The organism is Bifidobacterium avesanii (genome assembly GCF_009299475.1).
Classification (GTDB): Bacteria; Actinomycetota; Actinomycetes; order Actinomycetales; family Bifidobacteriaceae; genus Bifidobacterium; species Bifidobacterium avesanii.
Genome location: NZ_WBSN01000001.1, coordinates 186,355 through 202,434, shown reverse-complemented (window position 1 = coordinate 202,434; position 16,080 = coordinate 186,355). Strand labels below are relative to the sequence as shown.

The 16,080-nt window shown below is 69.3% G+C and carries 12 protein-coding genes; all 12 read left to right on the top strand.

The window, feature by feature from the left end:
• Positions 1–90 precede the first annotated feature (90 nt).
• The 12 genes from DSM100685_RS00955 (at position 91) to argF (ending at position 16,079) form a co-directional block, all read left to right on the top strand.
• Complete coding sequence (locus DSM100685_RS00955) at positions 91–1,188, top strand: ABC transporter permease family protein (protein WP_152349495.1); 1,098 nt, start codon at positions 91–93, stop codon at positions 1,186–1,188.
• Between the two features lie 477 nt (positions 1,189–1,665).
• Positions 1,666–2,280: an ECF transporter S component gene (locus DSM100685_RS00950; RefSeq protein ID WP_152349494.1), complete on the top strand. Its 615-nt coding sequence runs from the start codon at positions 1,666–1,668 to the stop codon at positions 2,278–2,280.
• Positions 2,281–2,448: 168 nt separating this feature from the next.
• The gene (locus tag DSM100685_RS00945) at positions 2,449–4,905 is read left to right on the top strand and encodes an ATP-binding cassette domain-containing protein (RefSeq protein WP_152349493.1); all 2,457 of its coding nucleotides are present in this window, start codon (positions 2,449–2,451) and stop codon (positions 4,903–4,905) included.
• Positions 4,906–4,965: 60 nt separating this feature from the next.
• Complete coding sequence (locus DSM100685_RS00940; RefSeq protein WP_152349492.1) at positions 4,966–5,847, top strand: TrmH family RNA methyltransferase; 882 nt, start codon at positions 4,966–4,968, stop codon at positions 5,845–5,847.
• Positions 5,848–5,870: 23 nt separating this feature from the next.
• On the top strand, positions 5,871–6,938 hold the full coding sequence (gene pheS / locus DSM100685_RS00935) for a phenylalanine--tRNA ligase subunit alpha (protein WP_152349491.1): 1,068 nt from the start codon (positions 5,871–5,873) through the stop codon (positions 6,936–6,938).
• Positions 6,939–6,945: 7 nt separating this feature from the next.
• Positions 6,946–9,564 (top strand): phenylalanine--tRNA ligase subunit beta, encoded by a 2,619-nt coding sequence (gene pheT / locus DSM100685_RS00930; RefSeq protein ID WP_152349490.1) that lies wholly within the window; start codon positions 6,946–6,948, stop codon positions 9,562–9,564.
• A 122-nt stretch (positions 9,565–9,686) separates the two neighbouring features.
• Entirely contained in the window at positions 9,687–10,400 is a 714-nt protein-coding gene (locus DSM100685_RS00925) for a DUF4190 domain-containing protein (protein ID WP_152349489.1), read from the top strand.
• 157 nt (positions 10,401–10,557) lie between these two features.
• Positions 10,558–11,652: an N-acetyl-gamma-glutamyl-phosphate reductase gene (argC, locus tag DSM100685_RS00920; protein ID WP_152349488.1), complete on the top strand. Its 1,095-nt coding sequence runs from the start codon at positions 10,558–10,560 to the stop codon at positions 11,650–11,652.
• On the top strand, positions 11,649–12,818 hold the full coding sequence (gene argJ, locus DSM100685_RS00915) for a bifunctional glutamate N-acetyltransferase/amino-acid acetyltransferase ArgJ (RefSeq protein WP_152349487.1): 1,170 nt from the start codon (positions 11,649–11,651) through the stop codon (positions 12,816–12,818). The genes argC and argJ overlap by 4 nt, the downstream gene beginning before the upstream one ends.
• Before the next feature lie 48 nt (positions 12,819–12,866).
• On the top strand, positions 12,867–13,793 hold the full coding sequence (argB, locus tag DSM100685_RS00910; protein ID WP_476727154.1) for an acetylglutamate kinase: 927 nt from the start codon (positions 12,867–12,869) through the stop codon (positions 13,791–13,793).
• The gene (locus DSM100685_RS00905; RefSeq protein WP_152349485.1) at positions 13,774–15,069 is read left to right on the top strand and encodes an acetylornithine transaminase; all 1,296 of its coding nucleotides are present in this window, start codon (positions 13,774–13,776) and stop codon (positions 15,067–15,069) included. Before argB ends, DSM100685_RS00905 begins: the two co-directional genes overlap by 20 nt.
• A 35-nt stretch (positions 15,070–15,104) precedes the next feature.
• The gene (gene argF / locus DSM100685_RS00900) at positions 15,105–16,079 is read left to right on the top strand and encodes an ornithine carbamoyltransferase (RefSeq protein WP_152349484.1); all 975 of its coding nucleotides are present in this window, start codon (positions 15,105–15,107) and stop codon (positions 16,077–16,079) included.
• The last annotated feature ends 1 nt before the right edge of the window (position 16,080 follow it).

The window sequence follows — 16,080 nt, the reverse complement described above, 5'->3', positions numbered from 1 at the left end:
AATCATGGCCGGGCGTGGTCCCGGCGCCCCGGCCGGCCGGGCGGGTCCGCCGCTTCTTCCGGGACGGCGCCGCAGTGGCCGCTGGGGGCGGTGTGGCGGCAGGTTTGGCGCACTGTGGCGTGCCAGCCGGGGTTCGTGCTCCTGCTCGTCGTGCTCGTCGCGGTCGCGTCCGGGGGGCTTGCGTACGCGGAGGCGGGCATGCGCGCGGACGCGTTCGACTACCAGTCGCGCCTGACCGCGGCGGGCCGGTACGTGTACAAGGCGTCCGCGCGCACCGAGACCGGCGAGGGCCTGATCTCCGCGGCCGCGTGCGCGAACCTGAACTACGCGCCCGGGGTCAGGGCCGCGGCGGGCTTCACGGGCGGGCAGGACGCGTACGTGCCCGCGTCCGTGAACAAGGCGCCCGGCGAGTATCTGACCGTCAGGACCGCGGTCGGCGACCCGGTGCGCGTGATCGACCCCTCGTCGCCGGGGCGCTGGGACGAGGGCTTCTACATCGACTCCACGCTCGCCGCCCGCCTGGGCGTGTACGAGGGCATGAACGTGGCTTTGACGCTCGGCCGGGACGGCGGGGAGCGGACCGTGGGCGCGCAAGCGCATTTGATCGGCATGTCCGCCAGGGGGTTCGACCAGAGCCAGACCCTGTACGTGATAGGCCCGGCCGTGGGCATGGTGGCCGAGTGCCTCGTCGAGTACGAGCCCGGCGCGTACGGGGAGTCCGCCCGCCAGGCCCTCATGGCGGCGCTCGACGACGGGCGCACCATCGTGTCGGTCGCGCCACTGCTGGGAGGGGACGCGAACGCGGTGCCCCCGCTGGACCAGTACCGGGCGCGCGTGTCCCGGTATTTCTGGGCCGTGTCGGGGGTCGTGTGCTTCCTGGTGGCGTTCGTACCGCTCGTGTTCCGCCGCCACGAGTTCGCTTTGTATCGCAGCGTGGGCGCGGGGAGCGGGCCCACGGCGCTGGTGTACGCGTTCGCGAACGGGTTGGTGCTGCTGGCGGGGCATGCGGCGGGTTTGCTGTGGATGCTGCTCGCGTTTTTGTGGGTGAGGCGGGTCTGGCCTCCCACGCCGGGCGTGCTGGCGGGCGGTGTGGGAGCGTCGTTCCTGCTCGCGTTGGCGTTGGTGGTGGCGGGGTGCGTGGTGTTGTCGCGGGGGAACATGGCCACCTACATCCAAAAACGACTGTGACGGCGGTTTTGGACGACGTGCATCCCGGAACTACGTTGCGCAGGCGCAAACCACGCCCTCGCTCGGTCGGGGCGAAGGACAAATCCGATTTGTGCGGTCGAAAACCGGGATAAGCCGGATATCCCGCATTGGAAAATGGCGGATTCGCGGGATCGTCTACTCGGGCCGCGGCGGAAATCGACCGCACAAATCGGATTTATCCATGTAGTTTCCGGCGCAACGCGTTTGGGAAGTGCGCGGGGCGCTTTGGAACCGGTTTCCGAATGCCCTTATGGCGTGAAGCCCTTGACGATCCGCCGGTACATGCTATGGTGGCCGATGACACGGGAGCTGTACGCGCCGGCGCCATCTGGAACGCCGGGCGTTGCGGCTGAGAGGAGGCGGAACGCCTCGACCGAATGAACGTCGCCGGGCAATGCCGGGGACGGACGTCTCTCCGCCCGTGCCTTTGGGAAGTAGTTTAGGAAAGGCACAGTTATGTCTACTGCAAACACCGTCGCCAAGCCGAACCTCAAGTGGCGCGTCGTCGACATCGCCGTCGCGTCCGTGATCGGCGTGGCCAGCGCGCTGATCTACTGGGGCGTCGCGATCGTCACCTACGGTCCGTGGGAGGCCATGGACATCCTCGTGCCGGGTCTGCCCGGCCTGTTCAACGGCCTGTGGCTGTTCGCCGGCCCGCTCGCCGCGATCATCGTGCGCAAGCCCGGCGCCGCCATCTACGCCGAAGTCGTCGCCGGCGTGCTCGAGGCCCTCATGGGCAACATGTGGGGCGGCGCCGAGACCTTCCTCATCGCGCTCGTGCAGGGCGTGCTCGCCGAGATCGCGTTCCTCGTGTTCGCCTACCGCAAGTGGAACCTGCCCGTCACCATCCTCTCCGGCGCGCTGTCCGGTCTGGGCTGCTGGGCGTACTCCTTCTTCACCCACCTGCAGGCTATCGATCTGGGCGGCTCCTACGGCGTGATGTACCTCGTCACCACCGTGATCTCCGGCGTCGTGTTCGCCGGCGTGCTCATGTGGTTCCTGTACGTGGCCATCGCCAAGACCGGCGCGCTCGACAAGTTCGCGTCCGGCCGCGAAGTGCGCAACGCGTGACCTCACCGTTCCGGGCTCCTTCGGCGTCGGTTTTCCGCGCCGGGGGAGCCCGTTGCTTTTGATTCATGATTCTTTAGTTCGTCGATTCCTTAAATCTTGTAAAGCAATCTTGTAAGGCAATCTTGCAGAGCCCGCCTTTGCGGAGCCCGAGGGGAAGAAAGGCCAGACATGGAAGACAACGCGTCGCTGACGTTCGAGGGTTGGGGCTACCGGCACGCCTCGCGCCGCCATTTCGCCGTGCGCGGCCTGAACCTCGCGATCAAGCCGGGACAGCGCGTGCTGCTGCTCGGCGCCTCCGGCATCGGCAAGTCCACCATCCTCGAGGGCGCGGCCGGCCTGCTCGGCGCGGAAGACGCCGACGGCGTGGACGGCAACGGCGTGGGCACCGGCGCCGAGGACTCCGACGGCGGCGTGACCGAGGGGCGCATCCTCGTGGACGGCGTGCCCGTGCGCCGGGCCCGCGGCCGCGTGGGACTTGTATTGCAGGATCCGGACGCGCAGGCGGTCTTCCAGCGGCTCGGCGACAACGTGGCGTTCGGCCCGGAGAATCTGGGCGTGCCGCGTGAGGAAATCTGGCGGCGCGTGCACGAGTCCCTCGACGCCGTGGGACTCGACGGCGTGGAACTGCACCGGTCCATCATGCACGTCTCCGGCGGCCAGCAGCAGCGCATCGCCCTGGCCGGCGCGCTCGCCATGCGCCCCGGCGTGCTCCTGCTCGACGAGCCCACCGCCAACCTCGACCCCGACGGCGTCACGCAGATCGTCGGCGCCGTCAAACGCGTCCTCGACTCCCATCATTCGACCATGGTGCTCGTGGAGCACCGCGCCGGCCCGTGGATCGACCTCATCGACCGCGTGGTGGTGCTCGGCCTCGAAAGCGCCGACCAAGCCGCCGCCCGCGTGGAGGGCACCGGCAGCGAGGGCGACATCGACCGCACCGGATTCCGCCGCACCGTCGTCGTGGCGGACGGCACGCCGGACGAGATCTTCCGTGACCCGAGCATCGACTTCGCCGCGCTCGGCATCTGGGTGCCGGAGCGCTACCGCCGCCCCGAGGACGAAATCCGCCGCATCCACACGCCCGGCGAGCCGGACACCGACCCGGCCGTCGGCACCGGGGAGACGCTGCTGAGCTGCCGCGACCTCGCCATCGGGCGCAACGGCACCGCCATTGCGCAGCACATCAACCTCGACTTCGCCGCCGGGCAGATCACCGCGCTCGTCGGCGCGAACGGCGCCGGCAAATCCACCCTTTCCCTGACGCTCGCCGGCCTGCTCAATCCGGTCGGCGGAGCGGTCGTCGCCGCGCCCGCTTTGGCCGAGGGCGCCGAGGGCGACTCCCCGTTCGCATGGAAGTCCACCGAACTCGCGTCGCGCATCTCCTACGTGTTCCAGAACCCCGAGCACCAGTTCGCCAAGGGCAGCGTGCTCGAGGAGGTCATGGTCGCCCCGTTGCGCTGCGGCATGAGCCACGAGGAGGCGGAGTCGCGCGCCCGCGAACTGCTCAAGCGCTTCTCGCTGAGCCAGTACGCGAACGCCAACCCGTACACGCTTTCCGGCGGGGAGAAGCGGCGCCTAACCGTCGCGTCCGCGCTGGCCGCCGCGCCCCGCGTGCTGATCCTCGACGAGCCCACCTTCGGGCAGGACCGCCGCACATGGATGCAGATCGTCACGCTCATCAACACGCTGCGGGCGGACGGCGTGAGCATCATCGTCGTCACGCATGACCGCGAGCTCGTCACCGCACTGGGCGCCCGGCTCGTGGAGCTCGTGCCCGACCGCGCCGAGGGGGAGTGGGACTCCGACGTGGTGCGCGTGAGCGAGGTCAACGCGCGCACCGAGCCGGTCAGGCAGTCGAGCCGGTCGCCGCTGCTCGCCTCCATCAACCCCGTGTACCGCCTCATCAGCGCGTTCCTGCTGTCCATCCCGCTGCTGTTCACGCTCGACTGGGTGTCCGCCACCGTGGCGCTCGGCATCGAATTCGTCGCGCTGCTCGCCATCGGGTTCAGCCCGTGGCGGGTCGTCAAATCCACATGGCCCATCTGGGTGGGCGCGCCCACCAGCGCGTTGGCAGTGCTGCTCTACGGCAAGGCGGGCGGCAGCACATGGTGGCAGTGGGGCCTCATCCACGTCACCGACCGCTCCGCCGAACTCGCCATAGCCACCGCCATCCGAATCCTCGCCATCGGCATCCCGGCCATCATCACCGTGCTCGGCATCGACGCGACCGACCTCGCCGACGCGTTCAGCCAGATCCTGCACCTGCCCGACCGCTTCGTGTACGGCGGGCTCGCCGGCCTGCGCCTCTTCTCCGTGCTGCAGGACGACTGGGCCGCGCTTACCGCATCCCGCCGTTCGCGCGGGCTCGGCGACGAGAACAAGTTCAAGGCGTTCGGCCCTCAGGCGTTCGCGCTGCTCGTGCTGTCCGTGCGCCGATCCACCACGCTCGCCACCGCCATGGAGGCCCGCGGCTTCGGCGGCGACGGTCCGCGCAGTCACGCCCGTGTGAGCGTCGTGCGCCCGCGTGACCGCGCGTTCCTGGTGGTGTGCCTCGTCATCCCGACCGTCGCGCTCGTGGCCGCCGGATTCGCCGGCACCTTCTCCTTCATGGGCGGCGGCGCCTGAGCCGGCTCGTCCGGCGCATGGCACCGGTACGCGGTACGCCGGCACGGTACACTGGGGCGCATGCCCATCAACAGCAGAGTCATCGACAATCCGAAATCAGACCGCGTCAAGCGCGTGGCGGGTCTGGCCTCGCACAAGACGCGCGAACGCGTGGGACGCTTCCTCATCGAGGGGCCGCAGTCCGTGCGCGAGGCCGTGCGCTGGCGGCCGGACGTGGTGCAGGACCTCTACGTGCAGGAGGATGCGTCGCCGGCCGTGCGCGGCATCGAGGAGGAATCGCAGGATTCCACGATCTACGTGCACCATGTGACCGCCGAGGTGATGGCGCGCATCAGCAAGGACGCGCAGGGCATCGTGGCCGTGGGCAACGCGGCCGCCATGGACGTGAGCCCGGAGAGCCTTGAGATCGGGCCGGGAGCGCTCGTCGCCGCGTTCTGGCAGGTGCGCGACCCGGGCAACGCGGGCACGGTGATCCGCGCCGCCGACGCCGCCGGATGCGCCGCCGTGATCCTCGTGGACGACTGCGTGGACCGCCTCAACCCGAAGACCATCCGCTCCACGGCCGGCTCCCTGTTCCACATTCCGGTGCTCACCATGGGCACCGATGAGTTCTTCGCCTTCGCCGCCGCCCGGAAGATGCCCGTGTGGGCCGCGGACGTGTACGGCGTGCCCGGGCGCGAACCCGAGGCGCTGCCGGACGTGCTGGCGAATCTCGGCAAGGACGGCCAAGGCAAGGGCGGCAAGGACGAGCGCGCCCCCAAGGCGGTGCTGTTCGGCAACGAGGCCCGCGGTCTCGAGCCGGCGGAGCTGGAACGCTGCGAGCGCATCGTGTCCATCCCGATCTACGGCAAGGCCGAATCGCTCAACCTCGGCACCAGCGCCGCCGTGATGCTCATGAGCCTGGCCATGTCGAGTCATGCTGGGACAATTTGGGCGGTTTGACGGTAAAACACGAAAGGATTCTCGTGGCAGAAACGTTGCGTTTCGATGCCGACGAGGTGACCGCGCAGGTCACGGAGGGCATCGAGAAGATCCAACAGGCCTCCAGCACGGAGGAATTGAAGTCCCTGAGGGCGCAGTACGCGGGCGCCGATTCGGCGATGACGCTGGCGAGCAAGGCCATCGGCTCGCTGCCCGCCGACCAGAAGAAGGACGCGGGCAAGCTCATGGGCAAGTTGCGCGCCGACTTCGGCCGCGCCTTCGCCGCGCGCGAGACCGAGGTCAAGGCCGCCGAGGAGAAGGCCGCCCTTGCCGCGGAGACCGTGGACATGACCCTGCCCGTGGACCGTCGCCCGCTCGGCGCCCGCCACCCGCTGGCCAAGCTCATGGAGGACGTGCAGGACTTCTTCACGTCGATGGGCTGGATCATCGCGGACGGCCCCGAGGTGGAGACCGAGTGGTACAACTTCGACGCCCTGAACTTCGGCCCGGACCACCCGGCCCGCCAGATGCAGGACACCTTCTACGTCAAGGGCGACAAGGCCCGCGACGCCGCCGGCTTCGTCGGCTCCAACATGGTCATGCGCACCCAGACGTCCTCCGACCAGGTGCGCTCCCTGATCAAGCACGGCGTGCCGCTGTACCTGGCGTGCACCGGCCGCGTGTTCCGCACCGACGAGCTCGACGCCACGCACTCCCCGGTGTTCCACCAGTGCGAGGCCCTCGCGGTGGACAAGAACCTCACCATGGCGGACCTGAAGGGCGTGCTGGACAAGCTCGCCGTCGCCATGTTCGGCGAGGGCGCCAAGACCCGCCTGCGCCCGAGCTACTTCCCGTTCACCGAGCCCAGTGCCGAGATGGACCTGTGGTTCCCGGACAAGAAGGGCGGCCCCGGCTGGATCGAGTGGGGCGGCTGCGGCATGGTCAACCCGAACGTGCTCAAGTCCGCGGGCATCGACCCGAAGGTCTACTCCGGCTTCGCGTTCGGCGTGGGCATCGAGCGCACCCTGCTGCTGCGCCACGACATCAACGACATGCACGACCTCGTGGAGGGCGACGTGCGCTTCAGCGAACAGTTTGTGATGGGGGAGTGATTTCGACATGCCTATGGTAGACATCGACTGGCTCAAGGAACACGTCGAGGTTCCCGAGGGCCTGACCTACGACCAGCTCGCCAAGGACCTCGTGAGGGTCGGCCTCGAGGAGGAGGAGATCCACCGCTCCACCGTCACCGGCCCGATCGTGGTGGGCTACGTGGTCGACTGCGTCAAGGAGCCGCAGAAGAACGGTAAGACCATCAGCTGGACCCATGTGGACGTGGGCGAGCAGTACAACGCGACCGACGAGAACGGCAACAAGGTGCCGCGCGGCATCGTGTGCGGCGCGCCGAACATGGCGGCCGGCGAGAAGGTCGTCGTCACGCTGCCCGGCGCCGTCCTGCCTGGCGACTTCCGCATCGAGCCGCGCAAGACGTACGGCCACATCTCCGACGGCATGTGCGCCTCCGAGCGCGAGCTGGGTCTGGGCGACAGCCACGACGGCATCATCCTGCTGCGCGACTACGGCTTCACGCCGGAGCAGTACGAGGCCCTGAAGCCCGGCGACGACGCGATGAGCCTGCTGCACATGGACCAGCCGATCCTCGAGATCAACATCACCCCGGACCGCGGCTACGCGTTCTCCTACCGCGGCGTGGCCCGCGAGTTCCACCACTCCACCGGCGCCGCCTACACGGATCCGGTGGTCGAGCTCAACAAGCACGTGCCGGACCTGTCCGCCGACGCGGCCGACCCCGCCGCCAAGTCCGACGTGGAGGTCGCCGTCGAGGACAACAACCCGATCCACGGCGTGACCGGCTGCGACCGCTACTACGCGCGCATCATCCGCGGGTTCGACCCGAGCTCGCCCACCCCGAACTGGATGCGCCGCCGCCTCACCCGCGCCGGCATGCGCTCCATCTCCCTCGCGGTGGACGTGACCAACTACGTGATGCTCGACCTCGGCCAGCCCATGCACGCCTACGACCTCGACAAGCTCGAGGGCCCGATCGTGGTGCGCCGCGCGAACGAGGGCGAGAAGCTCACCACGCTCGACGGCAAGGAGCATGTGCTCAGCCCCGAGGACCTGCTCATCACCGATTCGCCGAACGGCCAGCGCGCCTCGCGCATCATCGGCCTCGCCGGCGTGATGGGCGGCCTGTACGGCGAAGTGACCGCGGAGACCAAGAACATCCTGCTCGAGGCCGCGCACTTCGACCAGGTGTCCATCGCCCGCTCGGCCCGCCGCCACAAGACCCCGTCCGAGGCGTCCCGCCGCTTCGAGCGCGGCGTCGACCCGCAGCTGCAGCCCGCCGCCGCCCAGATGGCCGCCGAGCTGCTCACCCGCTACGGCAACGGCGAGGCCAGCGAGCACCCGACCGACCTCAACAACGCGCCGCGCGCGAAGTCCATCCACTTCAAGGCCAGCGAGGTCAAGCGCCTGTCCGGCCTCGATCTGGGCCTCAACACCATCAGCGACGTGCTCAGCGACATCGGCTGCAAGCTCGGCGGCGGCGGCAACGGCGAATTCCTCGTCACCCCGCCCTCGTGGCGCCCGGACCTCGGCGAGCCTTGCGATCTGGTCGAGGAGGTCGCCCGACTCGTCGGCTACGACCAGATCCCCGTGCGCGTGCCCGCCGCGGCCGCCATGGCCGACGGCGGCCTCACCCCCGCGCAGGCCCGCCGCCGCTGGGTCGCGAACACGCTGGCCGAGTACGGCCTCGTGGAGACCCTGAGCTACCCGTTCGTGGGCGACGAGGACTACAAGGCGTTCGGCTACGACCCGGAGGCCACCAAGCAGGTGAGCGTGGAGCTCGTCAACTCCCTGTACGGCGACCGCAAGTTCCTGCGCCGCTCCCTGCTGCTCACCCTCGCCCAGACCGTGCAGCGCAACCTGCGCCGCGGCCTCGAGGACGTGCGCCTGTACGAGATCGGCCACGTGTACCAGCTCGACCCGAACGCGCCCGCCATCCCGGCCCTGCCCGGCGGCGTCCGCCCGTCCGACGAGGACCTCGCCGCGCTCGACGCCGGCCTGCCCGTGCAGCCCGACCAGGTGGCCGGCATCCTCACCGGCAACGCCATCGACTCCGGCTGGCTCAAGGAGAAGCGCCCGATCGACTGGTCCGACGCCGTGGAGGTCGTCAACCGCATCTCCGACCGTCTGGGCGCCAAGCTCACGCTCGACCAGCCCAAGGCCGAGGACGCGCCCGCCCAGTGGCACCCGGGCCGCATGGCCTTCGTGGCCCTGCCCGACGGCACGCGCATCGGCGAGGTCGGCGAGCTGCACCCGCACGTCAACGAAGCGCTCGGCTTCCCGGCGCACACCGCGGCCTTCGAACTCGACCTGACCACGCTGCTCGCCTCGCTGGACGACAAGCCGTTCCAGGCCAAGCCGGTCTCCACGTTCCCGCCCGTCAAGCAGGATCTGGCCTTCACCGTCTCCGACGACGTGACCGCCGCCCAGCTTGAGGCCGTGATCGCCGAGGCCGCCGGCGACGTGCTCGAGTCCATCGAGCTGTTCGACGTGTTCACCGGCAAGCAGCTCGGCGAGCACCAGAAGTCGCTCGCGTTCGCCGTCACGTTCCGCGCGCCCGACCGCACGCTGACCGCGGAGGACACCGAGTCCATCCGCCAGGCCATCGTGGACAAGGCCGCCACGCTCGGCGCCCAGCTGCGCGCCTGACGGCATCCGGCATTGCCGGCGTGACGTTTTCGGGGTCGCCCCTCCGTCTTTCCGAGACGGGTGGGCGGCCCCTTTGCTACTGTCGGAGGCAGTCATTCACCACAATCGGATCTAAGGACGCCATGAACGATTCGGAGCACCAGACGACCAACGGGAACGGGACCAACGGCGCGGGCAGGCCGGAATACGGGGCCATGCGCGGCGACTATCCCGCATACAACCCGTACCTGTACGGAGCCCCGGATCCGTCGCCCGCGCCCGCGGCCAATCCCCAGCAGGCGCCTTACGGCCAGCCGCAGCAGCAGGGCCAGCCGTACCCGAACGGCAACCCGTACGCCGGCAATCCCGGGGCGTACGGCCAACCCGGCTACGGCCAACCCCAGTACGGTCAGCCGCAATATGGGCAGCCGCAGTACGGCCAGCCCTACGGCGGCCAGCAGCCCTACGGACAGCCGTACGGCGCGCAGCAGCCCGCCTCTCCCATGGACCGGGCCAGCCAGCGCTATGGCGTGAACCTCAACGACCCCCGCCAGAACCCGCTGTACGGGCGCTGGGACGCCTACGCGATCCTCTCGTTCGTCTTCGCCATCCTCTTCGCCTCCATGCCGGTGCTGCCGGCCGTGATGGGAGGACTGGCCATGTGGCGTACCAAAACCTTCCGCATGAAGGGCTTCGGACTGGCGGTGGCGGCCGTGGTCATCAACGTCATCACCTCGCTCGCGCTGCTCTGGGCCGTCACGCACGGGCTGAGCCTCGAGGATCTGGTGATGCAGCTGTACGGCTACCAGCCCTCCGGCTCCGGTGACTCGGGCACCCAGTCGGTCATCTACATGTGATCCGCGCGCGATTCGCGCATGATCCGTCCGTGGTGGGCCGGGATCGGGGCATGACCCGCATGGTCCGCACTGCGAAACGCCGTAATGCATAGTTATGCATAAGTCTGCATAGAAGTGTATAGTCGTGCGGGTAACAACGCGTGACGAAGGACGTGATATGGCGAAATACACGGTTGCCGTGGCCGGTGCCACGGGCTATGCGGGAGGCGAGGCGCTGCGCATTCTGGCCGCGCATCCCGAATTCGAGGTGACCTGCGTGGCCGGCCACTCGTCGGTGGGGGACAAGCTCGGCAAGCACATGCCGCACATCCCGCAGCTGGCGGACCTGACCGTGGAGGACACCACCCCCGAGGTGCTCAACGGCCATGACGTGATCATCCTCGCCCTGCCGCACGGCGCCTCCGGCAAGCTCGCCGCGCAGCTCGACCCGGACGCGGTCGTGGTGGACCTCGGCGCCGACCACCGCCTCGAGGAGAAGGGCGCGTGGGACGAGTTCTACGGCGGCGACTTCTACGAGCACTGGACCTACGGCATGCCCGAGCTCATCACCGGCAAGGACGCCTCCGGCGCGTACACCCGCCAGCGCGCGGCCCTGCCCGGCACCAAGCGCATCGCCGGCCCCGGCTGCAACGTGACGGCCACCACGTTGGCCCTGCAGCCCGCCATCGCCGAGGGCCTCGTCGAGCCCAAGGACATCGTGGCCGATCTGGTGGTCGGCTACTCCGGCGCCGGCAAGAACCTCAAGCGCACCAACCTGCTCGCCGCCGAGGCGCTGGGCTCCGCGGTGCCGTACGGCGTGGGCGGCACGCACCGCCACATCCCCGAGATCCTGCAGAACTTCGCGCACGCGGCCGGCAAGGAGGCTTCGGCCGCGGACGACTACACGCTCGGCTTCACGCCGGTGCTCGCCCCCATGTCCCGCGGCATCCTCGCCTGCGTGTCCGCCAAGCTGTCCGCCAAGGGCGCGGCGCTCACGGACGAGGAGATCCGCGCCGTGTGGGCCAAGGCCTACGAGGGGCAGGACTTCATTTCGCTGCTGCCGCAGGGCGTGCTGCCCGCGACCGGCAACATCATCGGCTCCAACGCGGCGCACCTGCAGGTGGTGACCGACCGGCACGCGGGCCGTCTGCTCGCCTTCGCCGCGATCGACAACCTCAACCGCGGCACGGCCGGACAAGCCGTCCAGTCGCTGAACATCGCGCTGGGGCTTCCGGAGGATCAGGGTCTGACGAAGATTGGAGTGGCGCCGTGAGCGTGACATTTGCACAGGGTTTCTCCGCGGCGGGCGTCGCCGCGGGCATTTCCGCCGTCGAGGGCAAGAAGGATCTGGCCCTCGTGGTCAACAACGGGCCGCTGGACGTGGCCGCGGGCGTGTTCACCTCGAACCGCTTCTGCGCCGCGCCGGTGCAGTGGTCCCGCAAAGCCGTCGCCGACGGCCACATCAAGGCCGTGATCCTCAACTCCGGCGGCGCCAACGCGTGCACCGGCGAGGCCGGCTACCGCCAGTCCGAGGCCACCGCGCAGGCCGTGGCCGAACTCGTGGGCGCCCCGGCCGAAAACGTCGCCGTGTGCTCCACCGGACTCATCGGCGAACTGCTGCCGCTCGACCACGTGCTCGCCGGCGCCAAGGCCGCCCACGCCGCGCTCGCCGCGGACGCGCAGGCCGGCGCGGACGCCTCGCACGCCATCATGACCACCGACACCAAGCCGAAGACCGTTACGCTCGAAGGCTCCGGCTACCGCATCGGCGGCATGGTCAAGGGCTCCGGCATGATCGCCCCGCAGCTGGCCACCATGCTGTGCGTCATCACCACCGACGCCGTCATCGACGCCGACCTGGCCAAGGCCTCGCTGGCGGACGGCACCGAGACCTCCTTCAACCGCATCGACGTGGACGGCTGCATGTCCACCAACGACACGGTCCTGCTGCTCGCCTCCGGCGCCTCCGGCGTCAAGGCCGACCCGGCCGAGTTCAAGGCGCTCGTCGCCAAGGCCTGCGCTTCGCTCGCCCGCCAGATCATCGGCGACGGCGAAGGCGCGAGTCACGACATCCGCATCGCCGTCACCGGAGCCACCAGCGAGGAGGCCGCCCTGGCGTGCGGCCGCGCGGTCGCCGCCTCCAACCTGCTCAAGTGCGCCATCAGCGGCAACGACCCGAACTGGGGCCGCATCGTGAGCTCGTTGGGCACCGTGCCCGAGGACGTCGCCCCGTACGATTCGTCCAAGGTCACCGTGGACGTCAACGGCGTGCGCATCTGCGAGAACGGGGGAGCGGGCCGCGACCGCTCCGAGGTGGACATGACGCCGCGCGAGGTCCACATCGACATCGACCTCAACGCGGGCGACGCCGAGGCCACCGTCTGGACGGACGACCTCACCCACGAGTACGTGCACATCAACGCGGACTACGAAAGCTGAAAGGACACCGAATTGGCAGAGGTCAAGGGACCCGGTTTCCATTTCGACGTGCACACCGACCTGCGCGCCGACCAGAAGGCGGAGGTGCTCATCGAGGCGCTTCCGTGGCTTGAGGAGTTCTCCGGCCAGCGCATCGTCGTCAAGTACGGCGGCAACGCGATGGTCGACGAGCACCTCAAGCAGTGCTTCGCGGAGGACATGGTCTTCCTGCGTCAGGTGGGCATCAAGCCGATCGTCGTGCACGGCGGCGGCCCGCAGATCTCCAAAATGCTCAAGGCCCTGCACATCGAGTCCGAGTTCAAGGGCGGCCTGCGCGTCACCACGCCGGAGGCCATGGACGTGGTGCGCATGGTGCTGACCGGCAAGGTCTCCCGCGAGCTCGTGGGCCTCATCAACACCCACGGCCCCTACGCGGTCGGCCTGTCCGGCGAGGACGGCGGCCTGTTCTCCGCCATGCAGCGCAAGCCCGTCATCGACGGCAAGCCCACGGACATCGGTCTGGTGGGCGACGTGATGAGCGTGGACGCCTCCGCCGTGGAGGACCTCATCGCGGCCGGGCGCATCCCGGTCGTCTCCTCCGTCGCCCCGAACGAGGACGACGCCACCGAGGTGCTCAACGTGAACGCCGACTCCGCCGCGGCCGCGCTGGCCGCCGCCGTGGGCGCGCGCAAGCTCGTCATCCTCACGGACGTGGACGGCCTGTACGCCGACTGGCCGGACAAGAACTCGCTCATCGGGCGCATCGGCGTGGAGAACCTGCGCGACATGCTGCCCGACCTCGAATCCGGCATGCGCCCCAAGATGGAGGCCTGCGTGCGCGCCATCGACGGCGGCGTGCCCCAGGCGCACATCATCGACGGCCGCAAGCCGCACTCCATCCTGAACGAAATCTTTACGTCGGCCGGCATCGGCACGATGGTCATTCCCGAAGACGGCATCGAAATGAGGAGCTCCTATGGCTATTACGGCGACTGAACAGCTTGGTCCCAAGGACAGCAAGTGGATCGGCGAGTACCGCGACGTCCACATGAACGTGTTCGGCACCCCGCTGCGCGTCATGGACCACGGCAAGGGCGCGCACATCTGGGATGTCGACGGCAACGAATACCTCGACTTCCTCGGCGGCATCGCCGTCAACGCGCTCGGCTACGCGCACCCCAAGTGGGTGGCCGCCGTGGCCGAGCAGGCCGGCAAGGTGGCGCACACCAGCAACTACTTCGCCACCGAGCCGCAGATCGAGCTCGCCGCGAAGCTCATCGAGCTGGCCGGCGCCCCCGAGGGCTCGCACGTGTACTTCGGCAACTCCGGCGCGGAGGGCAACGAGGCGGCCCTGAAGCTCGCCAAGCTGTACGGCCGCACCTTGCACGGCGCCCTGCCGGACATCGGCGGCAAGCCCGCGCGCATCCTCGCGCTCACCCACGGCTTCCACGGCCGCACGCTCGGCGCGCTGTCCGCCACGTGGAAGCCCGCCATCCGCAAGCCGTACGAGCCGCTCGTGCCCGCCATCGAATTCGTGGAGGCCGGAGACATCCAGTCCATGCGCGACGCCTTCGCCGCCACCGGCCAGGGCGAATACGGCAAGGGCCCGGTCGCCGCGGTGATCATGGAGCTCATCCAGGGCGAGGCCGGCGTGCGCCCGCTCGGCGCCGACTACGTCAGGCAGGTGCGCGAGCTGACCCGCAAGCACAACGCGCTGCTCATCATCGACGAGGTGCAGACCGGCATCGGCCGCACCGGCAAGTGGTTCGCGTTCCAGCGCGAGGACCTGTCCGGCGGCGTGGTCCCGGACGCCGTCACCTTCGCCAAGGGCGTGGCCGGCGGCTTCCCGATGGGCGGCCTCATCGCCTTCGGACCCAAGCTCTCCGGCCTGTTCACCCCCGGCTCGCACGGCTCCACCTTCGCCGGCAACCCGCTCGGCGCCGCGGCAGCGCTGGCCACGCTCAGGACGATCGACGAGGAGAACCTCCTCGCCAACGCCGTGGAGCGCGGACGCCAGCTGCGCGAGGGCCTCATGAAGACCGGCAACCCGCTGTACGTCTCCACGCGCGGCGCCGGCCTGCTCGACGCCGTCGAGCTCGCCCACCCGTGCTCGCACGCGCTGGCGAACTGGGCTCTCGAACGCGGTCTGATCGTCAACGCCGTCGCCCCCGACGCGCTGCGCTTCGCCCCGCCGCTGATCGTGACCGAAGCGGACGTGGACCAGTTCATCGACGTCCTCGCCCAGGCCCCGACCGACCTCAAGAACGACTGAGACACCCCCCTGACACACCCTAAGGAGAACGTGACATGACCGGACAGCTTCGCCACATGCTGCGCGACGACGACGTGAACCACGAGGAGCAGAGGCAGATCCTCGAACTCGGCATGCGCTTCCGCGAGAACCGCTTCTACTCCCGCCCGTTCGAGGGGCCGCAGGCCGTGGCCGTGCTCTTCGACAAGCCCAGCACCCGCACCCGCTCCAGCTTCTCCATCGGCGTGGCCGAGCTCGGCGGCTACCCGCTCGTCATCGACAAGTCGAGCTCCCAGCTCGGCCGCGGCGAGCCGGTGGCGGACACCGCCCGCGTGCTCACCCACATGGCCTACGGCATCGTGTGGCGCACCTTCGGGCAGGACCGCGTCGAGGAGATGGCCAAGTACGCCACCTGCCCGGTCGTCAACGCCCTGACCGACCAGTTCCACCCGTGCCAGATCCTCGCGGACTTCCTCACCATCGCGCAGTTCCGCGGCGGCGTGGACGCCCTCAAGGGCAAGACCATCGCCTACGTGGGCGATGCGGCCAACAACATGTCCAACTCGTACCTGCTCGGCGGCGCGGTCGCCGGCATGCACGTGCGCGTGGCCGGCCCCTACGGCTACCTGCCGGACCCGGCCATCGTGGCCGACGCCGAGCGCATCGCGGTCGAGAACGGCGGCTCCATCCTCGTGACCACCGACGCCAGGGAGGCGGTGAAGGACGCCGACTGCGTGTTCACCGACACGTGGGTCTCCATGGGCGAGGAATCCCAGTACGCCATCCGCTCCAAGCCGTTCTGGGACTATCAGGTCAACGACGAGCTCATGGCGCTCGCCAAGCCGGACGCGCTGTTCCAGCACTGCCTGCCCGCCTACCGCGGCAAGGAGGTCACCTCCTCGGTGATCGACGGCCCGCAGTCCGTGGTGTGGGACGAGGCCGAGAACCGCCTGCACGCCCAGAAGGCGCTGCTCACGTGGCTCGTGGCCCAGCAGCGCGGCGACATGAGCCTGCTCGGGGACGTCGCCTGAG